This window comes from Amycolatopsis pigmentata (assembly GCF_042684065.1).
In the GTDB taxonomy this organism is placed as follows: domain Bacteria; phylum Actinomycetota; class Actinomycetes; order Mycobacteriales; family Pseudonocardiaceae; genus Amycolatopsis_E; species Amycolatopsis_E pigmentata.
Genome location: NZ_JBHUKR010000015.1, coordinates 244,075 through 260,795 on the forward strand (window position 1 = coordinate 244,075; position 16,721 = coordinate 260,795).

At 69.2% G+C, this 16,721-nt stretch carries 17 protein-coding genes; 3 read left to right on the forward strand and 14 right to left on the reverse strand.

What is annotated here, in order from left to right:
* Positions 1–14: 14 nt before the first annotated feature.
* Together ACFSXZ_RS26970 and dnaG are read right to left on the reverse strand one after the other, a co-directional pair.
* Positions 15–527 carry a hypothetical protein gene (locus ACFSXZ_RS26970; protein ID WP_378267997.1) on the reverse strand — a complete coding sequence of 171 codons (513 nt, stop codon included), beginning with the start codon at positions 525–527 and terminating at the stop codon, positions 15–17.
* Between the two features lie 3 nt (positions 528–530).
* Positions 531–2,426 (reverse strand): DNA primase, encoded by a 1,896-nt coding sequence (gene dnaG, locus ACFSXZ_RS26975; RefSeq protein ID WP_378267998.1) that lies wholly within the window; start codon positions 2,424–2,426, stop codon positions 531–533.
* A gap of 24 nt (positions 2,427–2,450) precedes the next feature.
* Between dnaG and ACFSXZ_RS26980 the strand changes: the two genes are divergently transcribed.
* Positions 2,451–3,401: a sigma-70 family RNA polymerase sigma factor gene (locus tag ACFSXZ_RS26980; RefSeq protein WP_378267999.1), complete on the forward strand. Its 951-nt coding sequence runs from the start codon at positions 2,451–2,453 to the stop codon at positions 3,399–3,401.
* Here ACFSXZ_RS26980 and ACFSXZ_RS26985 read toward each other — a convergent pair.
* From ACFSXZ_RS26985 to ACFSXZ_RS27030, 10 genes are all read right to left on the reverse strand, one after another.
* A complete protein-coding gene (locus ACFSXZ_RS26985; protein ID WP_378268000.1) occupies positions 3,364–3,942 on the reverse strand; it encodes a carboxymuconolactone decarboxylase family protein in 579 nt (192 codons plus the stop codon). The two genes, ACFSXZ_RS26980 and ACFSXZ_RS26985, sit on opposite strands and share 38 nt — an antisense overlap.
* An 82-nt stretch (positions 3,943–4,024) precedes the next feature.
* Positions 4,025–5,818 (reverse strand): glycosyl transferase, encoded by a 1,794-nt coding sequence (locus tag ACFSXZ_RS26990; RefSeq protein ID WP_378268001.1) that lies wholly within the window; start codon positions 5,816–5,818, stop codon positions 4,025–4,027.
* Between the two features lie 10 nt (positions 5,819–5,828).
* Entirely contained in the window at positions 5,829–6,953 is a 1,125-nt protein-coding gene (locus tag ACFSXZ_RS26995) for a serpin family protein (protein ID WP_378268002.1), read from the reverse strand.
* A gap of 62 nt (positions 6,954–7,015) precedes the next feature.
* On the reverse strand, positions 7,016–8,251 hold the full coding sequence (locus ACFSXZ_RS27000) for a deoxyguanosinetriphosphate triphosphohydrolase (protein ID WP_378268003.1): 1,236 nt from the start codon (positions 8,249–8,251) through the stop codon (positions 7,016–7,018).
* 30 nt (positions 8,252–8,281) lie between these two features.
* Complete coding sequence (locus tag ACFSXZ_RS27005) at positions 8,282–8,917, reverse strand: YdcF family protein (RefSeq protein WP_378268004.1); 636 nt, start codon at positions 8,915–8,917, stop codon at positions 8,282–8,284.
* Between the two features lie 30 nt (positions 8,918–8,947).
* Positions 8,948–9,553, reverse strand: coding sequence for a response regulator transcription factor (locus ACFSXZ_RS27010; RefSeq protein WP_378268005.1), 606 nt, complete (start codon positions 9,551–9,553; stop codon positions 8,948–8,950).
* The gene (locus ACFSXZ_RS27015; RefSeq protein ID WP_378268006.1) at positions 9,550–10,719 is read right to left on the reverse strand and encodes a sensor histidine kinase; all 1,170 of its coding nucleotides are present in this window, start codon (positions 10,717–10,719) and stop codon (positions 9,550–9,552) included. The genes ACFSXZ_RS27010 and ACFSXZ_RS27015 overlap by 4 nt, the downstream gene beginning before the upstream one ends.
* A gap of 31 nt (positions 10,720–10,750) precedes the next feature.
* Entirely contained in the window at positions 10,751–11,482 is a 732-nt protein-coding gene (locus ACFSXZ_RS27020; protein WP_378268007.1) for an ABC transporter permease, read from the reverse strand.
* Positions 11,479–12,402, reverse strand: a complete 924-nt coding sequence (locus ACFSXZ_RS27025) for an ABC transporter ATP-binding protein (RefSeq protein ID WP_378268008.1) — start codon at positions 12,400–12,402, stop codon at positions 11,479–11,481. The genes ACFSXZ_RS27020 and ACFSXZ_RS27025 overlap by 4 nt, the downstream gene beginning before the upstream one ends.
* An 80-nt stretch (positions 12,403–12,482) precedes the next feature.
* Positions 12,483–13,871, reverse strand: a complete 1,389-nt coding sequence (locus tag ACFSXZ_RS27030; protein ID WP_378268009.1) for a glycine--tRNA ligase — start codon at positions 13,869–13,871, stop codon at positions 12,483–12,485.
* 326 nt (positions 13,872–14,197) lie between these two features.
* On the opposite strand from ACFSXZ_RS27030, the gene ACFSXZ_RS27035 reads away from it, so the two are divergent.
* Positions 14,198–14,572, forward strand: coding sequence for an ArsR/SmtB family transcription factor (locus ACFSXZ_RS27035; RefSeq protein WP_378268082.1), 375 nt, complete (start codon positions 14,198–14,200; stop codon positions 14,570–14,572).
* Complete coding sequence (locus tag ACFSXZ_RS27040; RefSeq protein WP_378268010.1) at positions 14,569–15,000, forward strand: Fur family transcriptional regulator; 432 nt, start codon at positions 14,569–14,571, stop codon at positions 14,998–15,000. Before ACFSXZ_RS27035 ends, ACFSXZ_RS27040 begins: the two co-directional genes overlap by 4 nt.
* On the opposite strand, the gene ACFSXZ_RS27045 is transcribed toward ACFSXZ_RS27040, so the two are convergent.
* Positions 14,988–15,698 (reverse strand): TIGR03943 family putative permease subunit, encoded by a 711-nt coding sequence (locus ACFSXZ_RS27045; protein ID WP_378268011.1) that lies wholly within the window; start codon positions 15,696–15,698, stop codon positions 14,988–14,990. The genes ACFSXZ_RS27040 and ACFSXZ_RS27045 overlap by 13 nt on opposite strands.
* On the reverse strand, positions 15,695–16,687 hold the full coding sequence (locus tag ACFSXZ_RS27050) for a permease (RefSeq protein WP_378268012.1): 993 nt from the start codon (positions 16,685–16,687) through the stop codon (positions 15,695–15,697). The genes ACFSXZ_RS27045 and ACFSXZ_RS27050 overlap by 4 nt, the downstream gene beginning before the upstream one ends.
* Positions 16,688–16,721 lie beyond the last annotated feature (34 nt).

A 16,721-nucleotide genomic window follows, 5' to 3' on the forward strand; every position in this document is an offset into this window, starting at 1 on the left:
GTACGACTGTACTGTTACAGCGAGGGGTTGGCCAGTTTCTCCGCGGCTTCGCGGGCGATGGCGGCCACCACGGAAGGATCGACGCCGGGATCAGGCCGGGCCTGGAGCACCACACCGTCCTTACCCGGAACCTTGCGCCGCACGAACCACACGCCACCACCGGTCAGTTCGTGCCGGTGCCGGCCCCGGATCGAGCCGTCCACCCGCTGTCGCACCATCCACGGCACCTTGCCCGGCCGCGGCAGCTCCAGCCGTGTCGGTCGGCGATCGGTCAGCAGGACCGCCGCCCCGGCCGCGCCGAGCTCCTCCGCCTCGACCAGGGTGAGCGCGCCGTCGGACCAGCTCGCCTTGCTGATCATGTGCCAGCCGACTCGGCGCCCTTCGGGCAGCCACAACCCCAGCTCCGTGACGACGACGTGGCCGCCATCGGCCACCTTCGCCACCGACAGCGCGTTCTCCCCCGGCTCCAGCGAACCGGGAAAATCGTCCGGCAGCGGATCCCCGACGAGCCGCCGCAGCCACCCCATGAGCTAGTCCATTCCGCCGATCGCCTGTTCCCGCAACGCTTTCCGGTACTCTTCCAGCGCCACCAGGTCACCGAAGAGTGCCTTGTAGTCCTCCGGCGAGTCGACCGGCGAAAGCCGTTGCAGCCTGGACTTGATCTCCCCGATCTGCCGGCCGACCAGGTTCTCCTGTACCGCCGCCAGCATACTCCCGATGTACCGGACATCGGCTTCTCCCTTGGCGCGCAAGGGTTCCACCGCAAGTTCGGACAGCAGCATCCGGACTGTCCCTTGTGGAGCGTGTGCGCTCACGGCGTCGATCAGTTCCGGGCCTGCCAGTCCGGCCGCCGTCCCGCCCGCCTTCAGCACGGCCCGGTGCACGGCCACATACGCCGGGTGCGTGAACGCTTCCTCCGGCAAGGAGTCGTACTGGGGACCGGTCAGCGCGGGCTCCTGCAAGGCCGCCTTGAGAACCTCGCGCTGCGCCATCAACTGCGGGTCCTTCGGCACGGGCCGCGCGACATCGTCGTCCGGGCCTTTCGCCGGCCGGGTCGCGCGCCGCGCCGGGGCCTGCACGGTGGATCCGGCCGATTCCCGCACGCGCCGGACGACCATCGCCTCGTCCTGCCAGCCCACCCACCAGGACAGCTTCGTCGCGTAGCCGTCCCGCTTCGCACGGTCCTTGATCTGCGCGACCAGCGGCACGGTCCGCTGCAAGGCCGCCACCTGCCCGTCCACCGAATCGAGGTCGTAGCCGGAGAGGATGCTCCGGATCGCGAACTCGAACAGCGGCGTCCGTCGCGCCACGAGATCCCGCACCGCCGCCTCGCCCTTGGCCAGCCGCAGCTCACACGGATCCATCCCGTCGGGCGCGATCGCGATGTAGGTCTGCCCGGCGAAGGTCTGGTCGCCTTCGAACGCCTTGAGCGCCGCCTTCTGGCCCGCCTCGTCACCGTCGAAGGTGAAGATCACCTCGCCGCGGAAGGCGTCGTCGTCCATCAGCAGCCGGCGCAGGACCTTCATGTGGTCCTCGCCGAACGCGGTGCCCGAAGACGCCACGGCCGTGGGAACGCCCGACGCGTGCATCGCCATCACGTCGGTGTAGCCCTCCACGACGACCACCTGATGCCGCCGCGCGATCTCCCGCTTGGCCAGATCGAGCCCGAAGAGCACCTGCGACTTCTTGTAGATCGGGCTTTCGCTGGTGTTGAGGTACTTGGCCTGGATTCCGTCGTCGTCGAACAGCCGCCGCGCGCCGAAGCCGACCACGTCCCCGGACAGGTCCTTGATCGGCCACACCAGGCGCCGGTGGAACCGGTCGATCGGCCCCTGCCTGCCCTCCTTGACGAGCTGTGCCTTCAGCAGCTCAGGCAGTTCGAAGCCCCTCTTGGTCAGCAGGTGCTTGGCCAGCCGGTCCCACCCGGCGGGCGCGAACCCGCAGCCGAAGGTGTGCCAGGCCTGCTCGTCGAACCCGCGCTCCTTCAGGAAGTCCCGGGCGGCCTGCGCTTCGGGCAGCCGCAACTGCTCGGCGTAGAACTCCGCCGCGGCCTTGTGCGCTTCCACCATCCGGGTGCGGGTGCCGCGGTCCCGCTGGACGCTGCCGCCGCCCCCCTCGTAGGTGAGCCGGAAGCCGACCCGGTCGGCCAGGCGCTCGACCGACTCCACGAAACCGAGGTGGTCGATCTTCATCAGGAACTTGATGACGTCCCCGCCCTCACCACAGCCGAAGCAGTGGAAGGTGCCGTGCGTCGGCCGCACGTTGAACGACGGGGTCTTCTCGTCGTGAAAAGGGCACAGCCCCTTCAGCGCACCCCCGCCGGCGTTGCGCAGGGCCACATAGTCCCCCACGACTTCGTCGATCCGGTTGCGCTGACGTACCTCCGCGATATCACTGTCCCGGATACGACCTGCCACGGCGGCCATCCTATGTCAAGTATCGTCATGGCAATGGACACAGGCCATGTCCCGGTCAGCGAATTCGAGAAGCTGCGCCCACGTCTGACCACCGTGGCCTACCGCCTGACCGGCAGCGTCTCCGACGCCGAGGACGCGGTCCAGGAATCGTGGCTGCGGCTGGCGGGGCTCACCGCCGGTGAGCGTGCCGCCATCCGGGACCTCACCGGCTGGCTGACCACCGTGGTCGGCCGGATCTGTCTGGACCGCCTGCGTTCGGCCGCGGTCCGGCGCGAGCGGTACATCGGGGAGTGGTTGCCCGAACCCGTGGTCACCCCGCTGGACTCCGCCGGTGACGACCCGCTGGAGGCCGCGGTCCGCGACGAAGGCGTGCGGATGGCCGCGATGGTGGTACTCGACAAGCTCACGCCCGAGCAGCGCGTCGCGTTCGTCCTGCACGACGCCTTTTCGCTGCCGTTCGCCGAAATCGGCGAAATCCTCGGGGTCTCCCCCGCCACCGCCCGCCAGCACGCTTCCCGGGGCCGCCGCGCGCTCGACGACGCGCAGCCGCCGCCCCGGGCGAGCATGGCCGAGCAGCGCGCGGTCCTCGACCGGTTCATGGCCGCGGTGGCGGCCGGGGACGTGCGAGCCGTGGCCGAGGTCCTGCATCCCGATGTGGTGCTGATCGGCGACAGCGATGGCAAGGCCAAGACCACCCACCGGGTCATGGTGGGCGCGTCGAAGGTCCTGCGGTTCTTCGACGGGCTTCAGCGGATGTACTCTCCGGGCGCCTTCGCCACCGCGCGCCCCTTTCTGGTCAACGGCGATGTCGGCCTCTTCGTACCGAAGCTGCCGGGCGCCGACGGTTACCGCACGCTGGACGCCCACCTGACCACGTTCGCCATCCGGGGCGGCCGCATCGAAGCCATCTACGACATGGCCAACCCGGACAAGCTCACCCGCGTCCCTACGGACTCGGGACCCGGCACGCCTCCCCCGAAGTGAAGCCCTGTTCGGTGATGCCCAGCGCGCTGTTCAGCCGGGAACGCCCGTTTTCCAGGGCGATCTGGTAGGTCAGCTCGACCACGCCGTCCGGCCCGAACTCGCGTTCCAGCTCGGCGACCTGCTCGCTGGTGACGGTGACCGGAGTCGTGGTCATCGCGTCCGCGTAGGCCAGCGCCAGCCGCTCCTGAGCGCTGAAGTGCGGTGAGGTGGCGTATTCGTCTATGTGCTTCAAGCGTTCGATGTCGAGGCCCTGGTTCTTCTGCAGCATCGTGCCGAAGTCCACGCACCACGAGCATCCCAGCCGCACCGCGACCCGGTAGACGGCGATCTGGCGCACGTTGACGGGCAGGACGCGGGAAGCCTTCTCCACCATCCATTCGTGCACCGCGTTGGCCGTCAACAACCGGGGATGATGGGCGGCGACGGCGAACGGATCCGGCACCGCGCCGTAACGGCGACGGGCATAGCGGTAGCCGAGCCTGGTCAACAACCCTGCCCTCCCAGCGGGCACGAGTGGCAGGCGAGGCTGCGTCACGGACATCGTGATCTCCTTCCTGGCAAACGACTTCACCGGAAGGACGAGACGGTCTCCAAAGATGTGACAGCCCCTGGTACGCGGCTGGTCAGGCGGTCATCGAGCGGACGTCCCAGAGCCAGACACCGTCGACGAACTGCGGCGATTTGCGCAGCAGGAGCTCCACTACGGACTGGAGTGCCTGCTGGTTGTCCGTGGGGGCCAGCACGACCACGTCGGCCTGCCAGTACCGGAGGTCGGCAAGGGCCTGCGCGCGGTCCTTGTCCGTGATCGGCGGCACATCGCCCTTCTCCCGCACGGCATTGAGCAGATCGGCGGTCGCGCGCGAGGGCGCGCCGTAGCGGCCGCGCTTGTCGCTCGGCCCGTTGGGACCGACGAAGTAGCCGTCGGCGATGGGGAAGCCGAGATCCGCGTCGGTCTGCCAGTGCAGGGCACGCGCGTCACTGGTGTTGGGCAGCGGCACGGTGACCACCGAGCCGGAGGCGACATAGCGCTTCCAGGTCCCGTCGGCGAAGAACTCCGGTGTGGACGGCCGAGTGATCGTCGGCAACGGCGTGGGCGCGATCGGCAGGAGGACGGCGACGAGCGTACCCAGCCACAGCAGGCGCACCGGCAGTTGGCGCTCCCCGGCCGGTGACGACGCCGAGGCCGCGGCCTGGAACACCCGGTCCGTGGCGATGGCCAGCAGCGCACCGACCGCGGGGATAGCGCCCATCGCCAGCCGTGACTCCAGCAGCGAGTCGAACAGCGGCAGGTTCGCCAGCAACTGCCACGGCCCGGGAATGCCGGTGTCGGTGTGGTCGACCACCAGCCGCACGCCGAGCGAAAGCCATGCCATCACGAACATCGAGATCGCGATCGCGCGGGCGAGCACCACACGCCACAGCCAGATCGTCAGCACCACCATGAGCACGATCAGCGGCCAGCCGAAGAACGCGTTCTCCTCGGTGCGGTTCAGGGACACGTCCGCGGCCGGGCCCGGCTGCCCGGCGACCGATTCGGTGGCGAACCTGGTGAAGGCGGCGGTGTCGTTGCCGACCGGCCCGTGTTCCAGGGTCTTGTAGCTCTGGCTGCCGAAGAACTGGAACCACAGCGGGTAGATGATGATCGCCAGCGCGAGCACGGCGGCGATTCCCACGCCGATCGCGGTGGGGCGCACCATCTTCGCCGCCTCACGGGGACGAGACGCCGCGTAGGCGATCGCGAACACCGCGAAGGCCAGCATCGAGATGAGCAGCGGCTCTTCCCCGAGGAAAACCTGGTAGGCGATCAGCAGACCGAGGATGATCCCGTCGCGCACCGGGCGCTTTCCCTGCGCCAGCAGGATAAGCCGCAGCACGATGAACGGGATGAGGAAGAGACAGGCGAAGTTGGGGTGCGCGTTGCCGTGCGAAATCATCGGCGGCGCGAACCCGCAGAACACGCCGCCGATCGCGGCGGCGAACCGCGAGGTGACCAGGTACCGGGAGAAAAGCCAGTACCACGCGGAGGCGGTGCCCGCCAGGCCTCCGGTGAGCGCGACCGCCCAGGTCACCGTGGGCCCGAACAGCATGGTCAGTGGGGACAGCGGGATGCCGAGGCCGAACATCGCGGTGTTGGCCATCATGTTGACGCCCACCGGGAAGTTCTGCAGCGTCGAGGTGAGCGGGTTCTCCCAGTGCCAGACCGCGTGGGCGGTGACGTCGAAGAACCACTCCCACATGTTCTGGTCCTGCGCGCTGTTGTAGAGGTAGCCACCGCCGAGGTGCAGCCAGAGACCGCCGTAGATCCCCAACGCGATCAACAGGTAACACGCCATCGTCACGGCGTCGGCGCGATTCCATCGCCGCGACTTCGGTTCGGGATGCTGCACCGTCTCGGGCGCCTTGAGCAAGGCGGTCACTCTCGTTACCTCAGGGTTCGACAACGCGGGCGAAAAAGTAGACCACACCCGTGCCGGCGTGTCGCACGAGGAGCAGGAAAGGCCGGTCCACGACGACCTCGACCGGGGGCGGGCCGCTGATCATCGACAGGGTACGGAACGTCGTCGCGGTGGCCGCCGCCCCCTCCAGTCCCTGCTCGTCGATCCGCAGTACCGCCTGGTGCACGACGCCGTCGACCCACACCGGACGGACCGGCGTGAGCCTGCTGAAATCGGCTTCGTCGCGCTGGAACATCGCCCGCACGCCGAGTCCTTCGAGTACGGCTTTGAGTCCGGCCCGGGTGTCCAGTTTGAACCGTGGCATCGCGAGCCGGACCTGCCGGTAGCCTTTGCCATCGAGCAGGCTCCCGAACCGGGACACGTCCATAGTGGATTCCTGATCGGCCAGGTCGCCGTCCGGCAGCAGGATGGTCGCCACAACCCCGCCCACGGCGGGAAGCTCGACGAGCTGCCAGCCGTCGGCGTTCGCATAACCCAGATTTTCCGACTGGCGCATGGTGGGCACGCGACGGGTGCCCGAGGGGCTGTGGAAGTCGGCGTCTTCGGTGCCGGAGAACGGATGAGTCCACGACGTCTTGAGGTAGAGCGCGTTCACCAGGCTGGCGACCGTGTCGCTGTCCACCGATCCCGGAGCCAGCAACTCGGGGATGAGGTCACGCGTGGTGCGCGCGACATCCGCGTTGATCAGCCGGCGGGCCGCTTCGGAATCGGCGGCGAAGGGCGCGGGTTCGACCGTTCCTCGCGGCCACGCGGCCAGTTCCACGGCGAAGTCTTCGACGATCGGGAGCCCCTGATCGGCCCACAGGGTGTTCGCGACCTCCAGCACGGGCGCCTCGCGGCGGGACTGCTCGGGCAGAGTCGCCGCGCTGCGCAGCAGGTCGGCCTGCTTGGCGATGTCGGGATCGCCGGCGGCCAGGAGCTCGACCAGCTCACGCGTGGTCTGCCCGCTCGCCGCCTGGGCGGTCAGGCCGAGCGCGCTCGCCACGGAGTACGGCGAGAAGCACGAGTTCCCGCCCTCCCCGGCGATGGCGCGATGCAGGGTGAAGCCGAACCGTAGGTGGTCCCGTTCCGGACCACGGATTTTCGCCTTGGTCACCGGCCCGACGGTACCGGAAAGGTGTGTCGCCGATGGCGGATTGGTGACGAGAAGTGTGCCGGTTAGTGACGGGAACTGTGCCAGGCGTGGGCCTGGGCGTCGGTGAGGGAGGCAACCTGGTCGATCACCACGCGCAGGCGTGCCGCCTCGTCGGGGGCCGCCTCCCACGCCGGATGGAACATCGGGTCGAGCGAATCCGGCGCGTCCCGGAGCAGCAATCCCACCAGTTCCTTCAGCATCCGTCGTTGCCCGGCCTGCAGGGCGAGCCGGCGGGGGTCGCTCATGACGTAACGCAAGGCGAGCGCCTTGAGCAGCGCCACCTCGGCGGCCACCCGTTCGGGGACGGCCAGCGTCGCACCGTAACGGCACAACGGTCCGTCGCCGTAGGCGTCACGAGTGCCGGTGACGGCGGCGGTGGCGAAACGGCCGACCAGTTCGCTGGTGAGACGCTTCAAGGCGATCCGGGCTTCCGGCGACGCGTCGTAGGAGGCCATTTCGGCGACCACGGGCAGGTCCAGGAGGTCACGCGCCGCGTTCTCCAGCGCGAACACGGGCTGGCCGGAAAAATGTTTGGCGGCCAGCTCCGCGATCGCGGTGCGTTCCCCCGCGTCGGCGAGCACCTTCAGCGTGATGCGCCCGGCCAGCACTCCGTCCTCGACGTCGTGCACCGAGTACGCGACGTCGTCGGCCCAATCCATGATCTGGGCTTCCAGGCACGTAGTGCCCTCGAGCAGTCCCTCCCGGATCCACGCGAAGACCTCGAGGTCATCGTCGTAGACTCCGAATTTCGCCTGTCCGGCCCGGCGCGGCCAGGGGTACTTCATCGCGGCGTCGAGACACGCCCTGGTGAGGTTGAGCCCGGCACTGTCGACCTTCGGCTCCAGCCGGGTCAGGATCCGCAGCGTCTGCGCGTTGGCCTCGAACCCGCCGCATTCCCGCGAGGCCTCGTCGAGCGCGCGTTCGCCGTTGTGCCCGAACGGCGGGTGCCCGATGTCGTGGGCCAGCCCGGCGGTGTCGACCAGGTCCGGGTCCGCGCCCAGCTCTTCGGCGATGCCACGGCCGATCTGCGCGACCTCCAGCGAGTGGGTGAGCCTGGTCCTCGGCACACCGGTGACTTCGCTGCCCTCTCCCGGCCCCACCACCTGGGTCTTCCCGGCCAGCCGGCGCAGTGCCGCGGAGTGCAGCACGCGCGCCCGGTCGCGGGCGAACGCGCTCCGGCCGTCGGCTCTCGCGCCGGCGAGCGCGGCCGTCTTCGGCGGTTCCGGCAGCCATCGCCGCAGGTCATGGTCCGTGTACACCTGGCAACCCCACGTTCACCCCGGGTGTCGTCAGCCGAATCCGCTGCCGCCGACATCGTCGGCGGGCGTCCTGCTGGCCAAATAGAACAGCAAGGCCCCGGTCTCGCGGTAAATGTACCTAAGCTGGGTCAGCCGCGCCTGCACGATCGGCCCGCTGTGCGTGGGCGAGGTCCAGGCCTCGATGCCTTGGTCCTTCGCCATGGTCCGGGCCCGCAGCGAATGCCACGGATCGCTGACCAGGACGGCCGTGTCCCAGCCGTGCTGACGCGCCTCGATCGCCGTCGCGCGAAGGCTTCCCAGCGTGTCGCTTCCCTCCCGCACCGCGTAGGTGGCCGTGCTCGGCACACCCGCGGCCTGGAGCCAGAGCAGGCCGGCGTACGCCTCGGTGTAGTTGTCACCGACGCGGTTGCCGCCGGTCGTGACGATCGTCTTGGCCACGCCTTCCTGGTAAAGCTGCTTGGCGTGCTTGAGCCGCGCCTCGAAGATGGCGGACGGCTTGCCGTTGTACTGTGCCGCCCCGAGCACCAGGATGATGTCCGCGTGCTCGCGGTCGTCGGCGCGGGCCACCTGCCAGACCCGCAGGGCCGTCCCCCCGATCACCAGCACCACCATCAACAGCGTGCCGAACACGGCTCGTCTCAGCCAGTGGATCCTGAGTTTTCCCATCCGGACCATCTTCGCATCCGAGATCGCCCGTCAGAGCCAGCCGTTCTGCTCGGCGATCCGGACCGCCTCCGCGCGGGTGCGGGCACCGGTCTTGCCGATGGCGGCGGACAGATGGTTGCGCACGGTGCCTTCGGACAGATGAAGGACCCGTGCGATGTCGGCGACCGTGCCGCCGTCTCCCGCGGCGCGCAGCACCCCGTGTTCCCTGGCGGTGAGCGGACTCGAGCCGGTGGCCAGTGATTCGGCGGCCAGCGCGGGATCGACCACGCGGAGTCCATTGTGGACTTTACGGACCGCGTCGACGAGTTGCTCCGGTGGAGAGTCCTTGACCACGAACCCGACCGCACCGGCCGCCATCGCACGGGCGAGATAACCGGGCCTGCCGAAAGTGGTGCACACGATGACCCGGCACTCCGGCAGGGCGGAACGCAGTTCGGCCGCCGCGGTGAGCCCGTCCTTACCGGGCATCTGCACGTCCAGCAGCGCCACGTCGGGGCGGTGCTCCTTGGCCGCGGCCACCACCTCGTCCCCCGAACTGACCTGGCTCACCACCTCGATGTCGCTTTCGAGACCGAGCACCGTGGCCAGCGCGCCCCGCACCATCGCCTGATCGTCGGCGATCATCACCCGGATCACGCAGCGCCCTCCAGTTTTTCCGTAACCTCGGCGCGCACCCGGAAGCCGCCGTTTTCCCGTGGTTCCGCGCGAAGCGTCCCCCCGATCTCGGCGAGGCGCTCCCCCAGGCCCCGCAACCCGTTCCCGGCTGTCGCCGTCGTGCCCTCGCCGTCGTCGGTGATCTCGATCCACGTGCGGCCCAGGCGGACCCGCACCTGTTTGGCGCCCGAATGCCGGATCACGTTGGTGACCGCTTCGCGCAACACGTAACCGAACGCCTGCTGAAGATCGGGCCGCACGTTGTCCACCGCGGAGGGCAGATCCGCGTCGATTTCGGCCGCCCGCAAGGCCGCCCTGGCACCGACGACCTCGGCGGGCAACGACACCTCCCGGTAGTCCGAAACCGTGGCGCGCACGTCGGACAGGGCGCTTCGGGACAACTGCTCCACCTCGCGGATTTCGGTGATCGCACGATCCACGTCGCTCGAGCTCTCCAGTACGCGCCGCGCCAGGCCCGCCTTCACGGTGATGGTGGTGAGACTGTGCCCGAGGATGTCGTGCAGGTCCCGGGCCAGCCGTTCCCGCTCGGTCGTGACGGCCAGGGTCGCGATCTCCTCCTGCGCGGCGCGCAGATGCCGCACGGCGTGCGCGAGCCGCCCGACGAAGAACAACGCGATGGTCAGGCCCGTGACCGTGCCCACGTCACCGACCGTGCCGTTGAGCGGACCGCCCGTCAACACGATCGCGTACGCCGCGCAGATGGACAGGCCGTCGAAGACCAGGAACCACCCCGGCGGCACGCCCAAGGCCGCCACCGTCATTGCATAGGTGAGGACGTAGACGCTCGCGCCGTTGGTGACCAGCAACCAGGCCAGCGCGAGCATGCCGAGCACGAAGCCCAGCTGCACGGCCAGAGGACGCGCCGGGAACAACACGTACGGGAAGATCAGATAGCAGAAGGCGAACGGGATCAGCAGCACGAGCGTCGCGATCCCCACTTGCCGCACCTCGCCCTGGGAGACCGCGCGCACCGCCGGCATCAAGATCGGCAGCAAGACCACCACCGCGATGACAAGCCAACGGTGGCTGACCCTGTCCCGGGCGTAAGCGCTCCGGCTGGCCGACCACCAACTCAGCCGGGCATCGGCGGTCTCGCCGAGCAACCCGCCTCTGAAGGCGACGTTCACTCCTACCTCCTGTCCTTCACGGGACGCCGGGTCACACTCGTGCGGAGTCTTTACGGTAGCGGCGAATCACCGCGATCGAGAGCACGACCGTGAACAGGCCGAGCACCAGCGCGTCCTGGCCGAGACCGGTCGCGTGATCGGTGGTGACCCCGCCGCGGCCGACCTGGGCGAGCCAGTAGGCAGGCAGCACGTGCGCGATGTTCAGCAGCCACTGCGGCATCACGTCGATCGGGATGAAGATCCCGCCGACCAGCGCCATCGGCAACATCACCAGCTGCGTGATGGGCTGGGTCGAGTCGGCGGTGCCGATCTGCCCGATGAGCAGCCCGATCAGGGCGAACGGCACCGCCGCGAGCCACACGCCGACGGTCACCCGGAGCCACCCGGCCGCGTCCAGTGACACGCCTTTGACGATCAGGCCGGTCAACGGGACCAGGATGACCGGCGCGAGCGCGAGGATCATCCCGGTCGCGGCCTTCGCCACCAGGTAGCCGCTTCCCGACAGCGGGGTGAGCCGCAACTGCCGCTGCCACCCCGCTTGGCGCTCGATCGCGACCCGGGTGCCGGTGAACAGACCCGACGCCATCGCGCCGAACGCGGTCATGTTGACCATCAGCGAGGCGGTGCCCGCGCCGTCGCCATCCTTGACGAAGATTCCGGTATACAGCAGGAAAAGCAGGACCGGGAAGGCGACCGTGAAGATCATGAACCGTGGCGAGCGGAGCACGCGACGGATTTCCAGAGCCAGATAATGCGCACTCATCGTTGGCCCGTCAGGGAAAGGAAGGCGCCTTCGAGGCCGATCGCGGCGATCTCGATGTCGTGCGCGCCGGGGAAGGCCGCCAGCAGGGCTTTCAACGTCCGGTCGGAATCAGCGCTCGACACCGCGATCCGGGTGCCCCGGAGCTGGAAGTCGGTGACCGCGGGCAGGTTCGCGACCGCGGCCTCGGTGATGCCGGGCACCACGGCACGGAGCGTGCGCCCGCCCGCGAGCGAGCGGACCTCGGCCACCGAACCGTCGGCGACGGTCGCTCCCGCACGCATCAGCACCACGCGGTCGGCGAACTCTTCGGCTTCGTCGAGATAGTGGGTCGCGAACAACACGGTGCGACCGGTTTCGGTGTAGGCCTGCATGGCCCGCCAGAACTCGCGCCTGCTCGCCACGTCCATCGCGGCCGTCGGCTCGTCGAGCACCAGCAGGTCGGGGTCGCTGGCCAGGGCGATCGCGAAGCGGACCCGTTGCTTCTGGCCGCCGGAAAGCTTGTTGCCGCGCCGGCCCGCCAGCTCGGAGATCCCGGCCCGCCGCAACACCTCCGCAACCGGCACCGGCTCACGGTGCAACGAGGCCACCATGGCGACCATTTCGCCGACGGTCGCGTCGTCGAGCAGCGCACCGCCCTGCAGCATGGCGCCGATCGTGCCGTGCGCGATGGCCTCGGAGGGCGTCTTGCCGAACACGGTCACCGTTCCGGCGCCGGGTTTCGTGAGCCCGAGGATCATGTCCACTGTGGTCGATTTGCCGGCGCCGTTCGGGCCGAGCAGGGCGACCACCTCACCCGGCGCGATCGTCAGATCGACGCCGTCGACGGCGCGCACGTCGCCGTAGTGCTTCCGCAGCCCGGACAGGTGCACGGCCGCCCCCACGACGACCGCGTTCATGCCGGTGGCCTGAATTCCGTTCATACCCGCAAGGCTGCCGCCAAGCGGGCCCCGGTACTCAGGCCAGTCGTCATCACCTGCCCATGACAACTGTCACGGGTACGTCAGCAGCCGATGAGGCGGGCGGCGAGGTAGGACTCGACCTTGTCGATGGCGATGCGCTCCTGCGCCATGCTGTCGCGCTCGCGGACGGTGACGGCCTGGTCGTCCAGGGAGTCGAAGTCCACGGTGACGCAGAACGGCGTGCCGATCTCCTCCTGGCGGCGGTAGCGCTTGCCGATCGAGCCCGCGTCGTCGAAGTCGACGGTCCAGTGCTTGCGCAGCCGCGCCGCCAGATCACGGGCCTTCGGCGTGAGGTCGGCGTTGCGGGACAGCGGCAGCACGGCGGCCTTGTACGGCGCGAGCCGGTAGTCCAGCTTGAGCACGATGCGCTTGTCCACACCGCCCTTGGCGTTGGGCACCTCGTCCTCGTGGTAGGCGTCGAGCAGGAACGCCATCATCGGACGGCCCACCCCGGCGGCCGGTTCGATCACGAACGGCCGGTACCGCTGACCGGTCGCCTGGTCGAAATAGGACAGATCCACCCCGGAATGGTTGGAATGCGTGGTGAGGTCGAAATCGGTGCGGTTGGCGATGCCTTCCAGCTCGCCCCACTCCTGGCCCGCGGAGAACTTGAAGCGGTACTCGATGTCGACGGTGCGCTTGGCGTAGTGCGAAAGCTTCTCTTTGGGGTGCTCGTAGTGCCGCAGGTTCTCCGAGGCGATCCCCAGGTCGGTGTACCACTGGGTGCGCAGGTCGATCCAGTACTGGTGCCAGGTCTCGTCCTCGCCGGGCTCGACGAAGAACTCCATCTCCATCTGCTCGAACTCACGGGTGCGGAAGATGAAGTTGCCCGGCGTGATCTCGTTCCGGAACGACTTGCCGATCTGCCCGATGCCGAACGGCGGTTTCTTGCGCGAGGTGGTGAGCACGTTGAGGAAGTTGACGAAAATGCCCTGCGCGGTCTCGGGTCGCAGATAGTGCAGGCCCTCCTCGCTCTCCACCGGGCCGAGGTAGGTCTTGAGCATCATGTTGAACTCGCGGGGCGCGGTGTACTCGCCGCGGACGCCGCAGTTCGGGCAGGGCACATCGGACAGGTCGTCGTCCAGGTTCTCCTTGCCGGTGCGCTCGGCGTACTCCTCGGCGAGCTGGTCCGCCCGGAACCGACGGTGACAGGACGTGCACTCCACGAGCGGGTCGTGAAAAGCGTTCACGTGACCGGACGCGACCCACACCTGACGCGGCAGGATCACCGACGAGTCGAGCCCGACGACGTCCTCGCGGTTCTGCACCATGGTCTTCCACCACTGGCGCTTGATGTTCTCCTTGAGCTCCACGCCCAGAGGCCCGTAATCCCACGCCGACCGGGTACCGCCGTAGATCTCCCCGGACGGGAAGACGAAGCCACGACGCTTGCACAGGCTGACGACGGTCTCGATCGTATTGGCGGGCACTCCACGCTCTCCATCAGATGCGGGGACGGTTAGGGCTCGTCCAAGCGTATCCGGCCGCCCGGAGAGGCTTGACAGCGGTGGCCCCAGACGATAACGACGATCGTTCTCCTTCGCCAACTACCATGGTCCTACCGACACCAAGGCTGGAGACCGACATGCCGATGGCGAGCCCGGACGCCGCCCTGCCTGACAGACTGTCTGCGAAGGGCGAGGTACCTGGCCACAATGACCGAGGGAACGCGCCGTCCGAAGGTAGCCGATCTCGGGGGCAGGGCTCCGAACAGCCGAAACGAGAGTCGAGTGCACAGGAGAGCCCTGGCCACGAGATCGGCTGGGCGCGTTCACCAACAGGCACTGCGGAGACCGAACACCACGAAACGGACGCCCTCGAGCCCCGCACGGCAACCCAGCCCGCCTCCGCGCTCACCGGCGCGGGAGAGTTGTTACGGGCCCTCGCCGCGCCGGTCCGCATCGCCATCGTGCTGCAGCTCCGCGACGCCGACCGCTGCGTGCACGAACTGGTGGCCGCGCTCGACGTCGCGCAGCCGCTGATCAGCCAGCACCTCCGGGTACTCAAGGCGGCCGGGGTGGTGCGAGGCGAGCGCCGTGGCCGTGAGGTCGTCTACCGGCTGGTGGATGATCACCTCGCGCACATCGTGGTGGACGCGGTGGCGCACGTGAAGGAGGAGGCAAGCAGATGATCAGTCCGGCGCGGGACCGGGCTCCGCTGCCCGGCCGCCGTTCGACCAGGCAGCGCGCGGCCGTGGTCGATCTCCTGGCCGGAATCGACGACTTCCGCACCGCCCAGGAACTCTACGACGAACTCCGCAGACGTGGCGACGAAATCGGCTTGACCACGGTCTATCGCACTCTCCAGTCGCTGTGCGAAGCGGGCGAGGTGGACGTACTCCGCAACGAGAGCGGCGAGGCGATGTACCGGCGCTGCTCCGCCCACCATCACCATCACCTGGTCTGCCGCCACTGCGGCCGCACGGTCGAGATCGAGGGACTCGCCGTCGAGCGCTGGGCGGAGAAAATGGCCGCGGGCAACGGTTTTTCCGAGGTGTCGCACACCGTCGAGATCGTCGGCACCTGCGCGAGCTGCGCCGCGGCGCGTCAGCTTTCGTAAGGGTCGCGGGGCGCGGGTACCGCACGGACGGTCGCGACGGTGAAATCGGCCGTGTAGTCGTTCGCCCGGGTGGCCGTCCGGGGCACGACGCGGCCGGTCACCGCCAGCCAGGTGTCGTCGGGGTCGGCGGCGACCGCATCGGCCGCGTCGCCGGTCAGGTGCACCGTCACCGGGAAGGCGTCGGCGGCGCAACAGGTGATCACCATGCGCGCCAGCAGCACGGAAGCGCCGTGATGGCTGACGAAGCCGGTCAGCGCCACTGTCCGGCCGTCGAGGGATCCGGTGCCGTCCCAGCCGGCCCTGGTCACGAAGTCGGTCATGGACAGTGGCACCACGTCACCCGGCGGCAGTGGCGGGAAACTCGCCGTCGCCTGCGTGTCCGGCGCCCTGGTGCCGGTCCGGTTCACCGAGTCCGAGCCGAGCGCGGGCGGCGCGACCAGGAACACCGCGAGCACCGGCAGCACGAGCAGCCACGCCGAGCGGGCGGCATGGTGGTGGCCGTGCGGGTCGCGGGAGGCCCGCCCCCTCAGGTCCCGGACGATCGCGACCACCGCGAGCCCGAGCATCACCGCTCCCCCGGCGAGCACCCAGGGTTGTTGGGAGGGCTTGACGTAACGCAGGTAGTCGCCGTTGAGCCCGAGTTTGAGCAGCGCGCCGCCGAGCAGAACGAGCAGGACGTTCTGTGTCTCCCGCCTCACAGGAGCACACCGCCGACGGCCACCGCGCACACCACCGCGACCACGAACGTCACCGGCGCGAACCGCGTGGCGAACGACCGTCCGAAGGCACCGGCCTGCAGCGCGAACAGCTTCACGTCGATGGCGGGCCCGACCACCAGGAAGACCAGTTTCGGCAGCAGCGGCAACGCGGTCATCGAGGCGGCCACGAACGCGTCCGCCTCACTGCACAACGCGAGCACGACCGCCAGCACGGCCATCACGGCCACGCCGAGGACGAGATGCCCGGCCAGCACGTCGAACCACCCGCCGGGCACGAGCACGTTCAGGGTGGCCGCGATGAGTGCGCCGAGCACGAGGAAACCGCCGGACTCGGCCAGGTCGGAGCGCGCGGTTTCGGCGAAAACCGCCCACCGGCCCCGCCCTTCCACGTCGGGAAGCCGGCGCAGTGCCCGTTCCGCGAGCCAGTCCGCGCGCCCCCATTTCGACCACAGCAGCCCCATCACCACCGCCGTGGCGAACGAGCCGAGGAACCGGGCCAGCACCATCTCGGGCCTGCCCGGGAACGCGACCGCGGTGGCGACCAGCACGACCGGGTTGACCGCCGGAGCGGCGAGCAGGAAGGTCAGCGCCGCCGCGGGCGCGACGCCGTGGCCCATCAACCGCCGTGCCACCGGGACCGAAGCGCACTCGCAGCCCGGCAGCGCGACGCCGGCCAGCCCGGCGACGCCGACCGCCGCACCGGCGTTGCGGGGCAACACCTTCTCGAGCGTCCTGGCCGGGACGAACGCGGCGATCGCGCCGCTGATCAGCACGCCCAGCACGAGGAACGGCAACGCCTGCACGCAGATCGCGACGAACACGGTCGACCCGGTGCGCAGCGCCGGGACGTCCAGCGCGTCGGCGAACCACGACCGCGCGAAGATCGCCAGGGCCAGCACGACGCAGAGCAGTTCGAGCGAGGTGATCCGCGGCTTGCGCCGCTCCGGCGCCTCGGTCGTGACGTGCACGGCCGAGATCCTGCCACAGTGCCCCGACAATCCC

Coding starts and splice junctions, on each gene's coding strand:
- ACFSXZ_RS26985 (WP_378268000.1), bottom strand. CDS start 3,942: ATGTCCGTGACGCAGCCTCGCCTGCCACTCGTGCCCGCTGGGAGGGCA.
- ACFSXZ_RS26980 (WP_378267999.1), top strand. CDS start 2,451: ATGGACACAGGCCATGTCCCGGTCAGCGAATTCGAGAAGCTGCGCCCA.
- ACFSXZ_RS27025 (WP_378268008.1), bottom strand. CDS start 12,402: ATGAACGGAATTCAGGCCACCGGCATGAACGCGGTCGTCGTGGGGGCG.
- ACFSXZ_RS27040 (WP_378268010.1), top strand. CDS start 14,569: ATGATCAGTCCGGCGCGGGACCGGGCTCCGCTGCCCGGCCGCCGTTCG.
- dnaG (WP_378267998.1), bottom strand. CDS start 2,426: ATGGCCGCCGTGGCAGGTCGTATCCGGGACAGTGATATCGCGGAGGTA.
- ACFSXZ_RS26970 (WP_378267997.1), bottom strand. CDS start 527: ATGGGGTGGCTGCGGCGGCTCGTCGGGGATCCGCTGCCGGACGATTTT.
- ACFSXZ_RS27020 (WP_378268007.1), bottom strand. CDS start 11,482: ATGAGTGCGCATTATCTGGCTCTGGAAATCCGTCGCGTGCTCCGCTCG.
- ACFSXZ_RS27005 (WP_378268004.1), bottom strand. CDS start 8,917: ATGGGAAAACTCAGGATCCACTGGCTGAGACGAGCCGTGTTCGGCACG.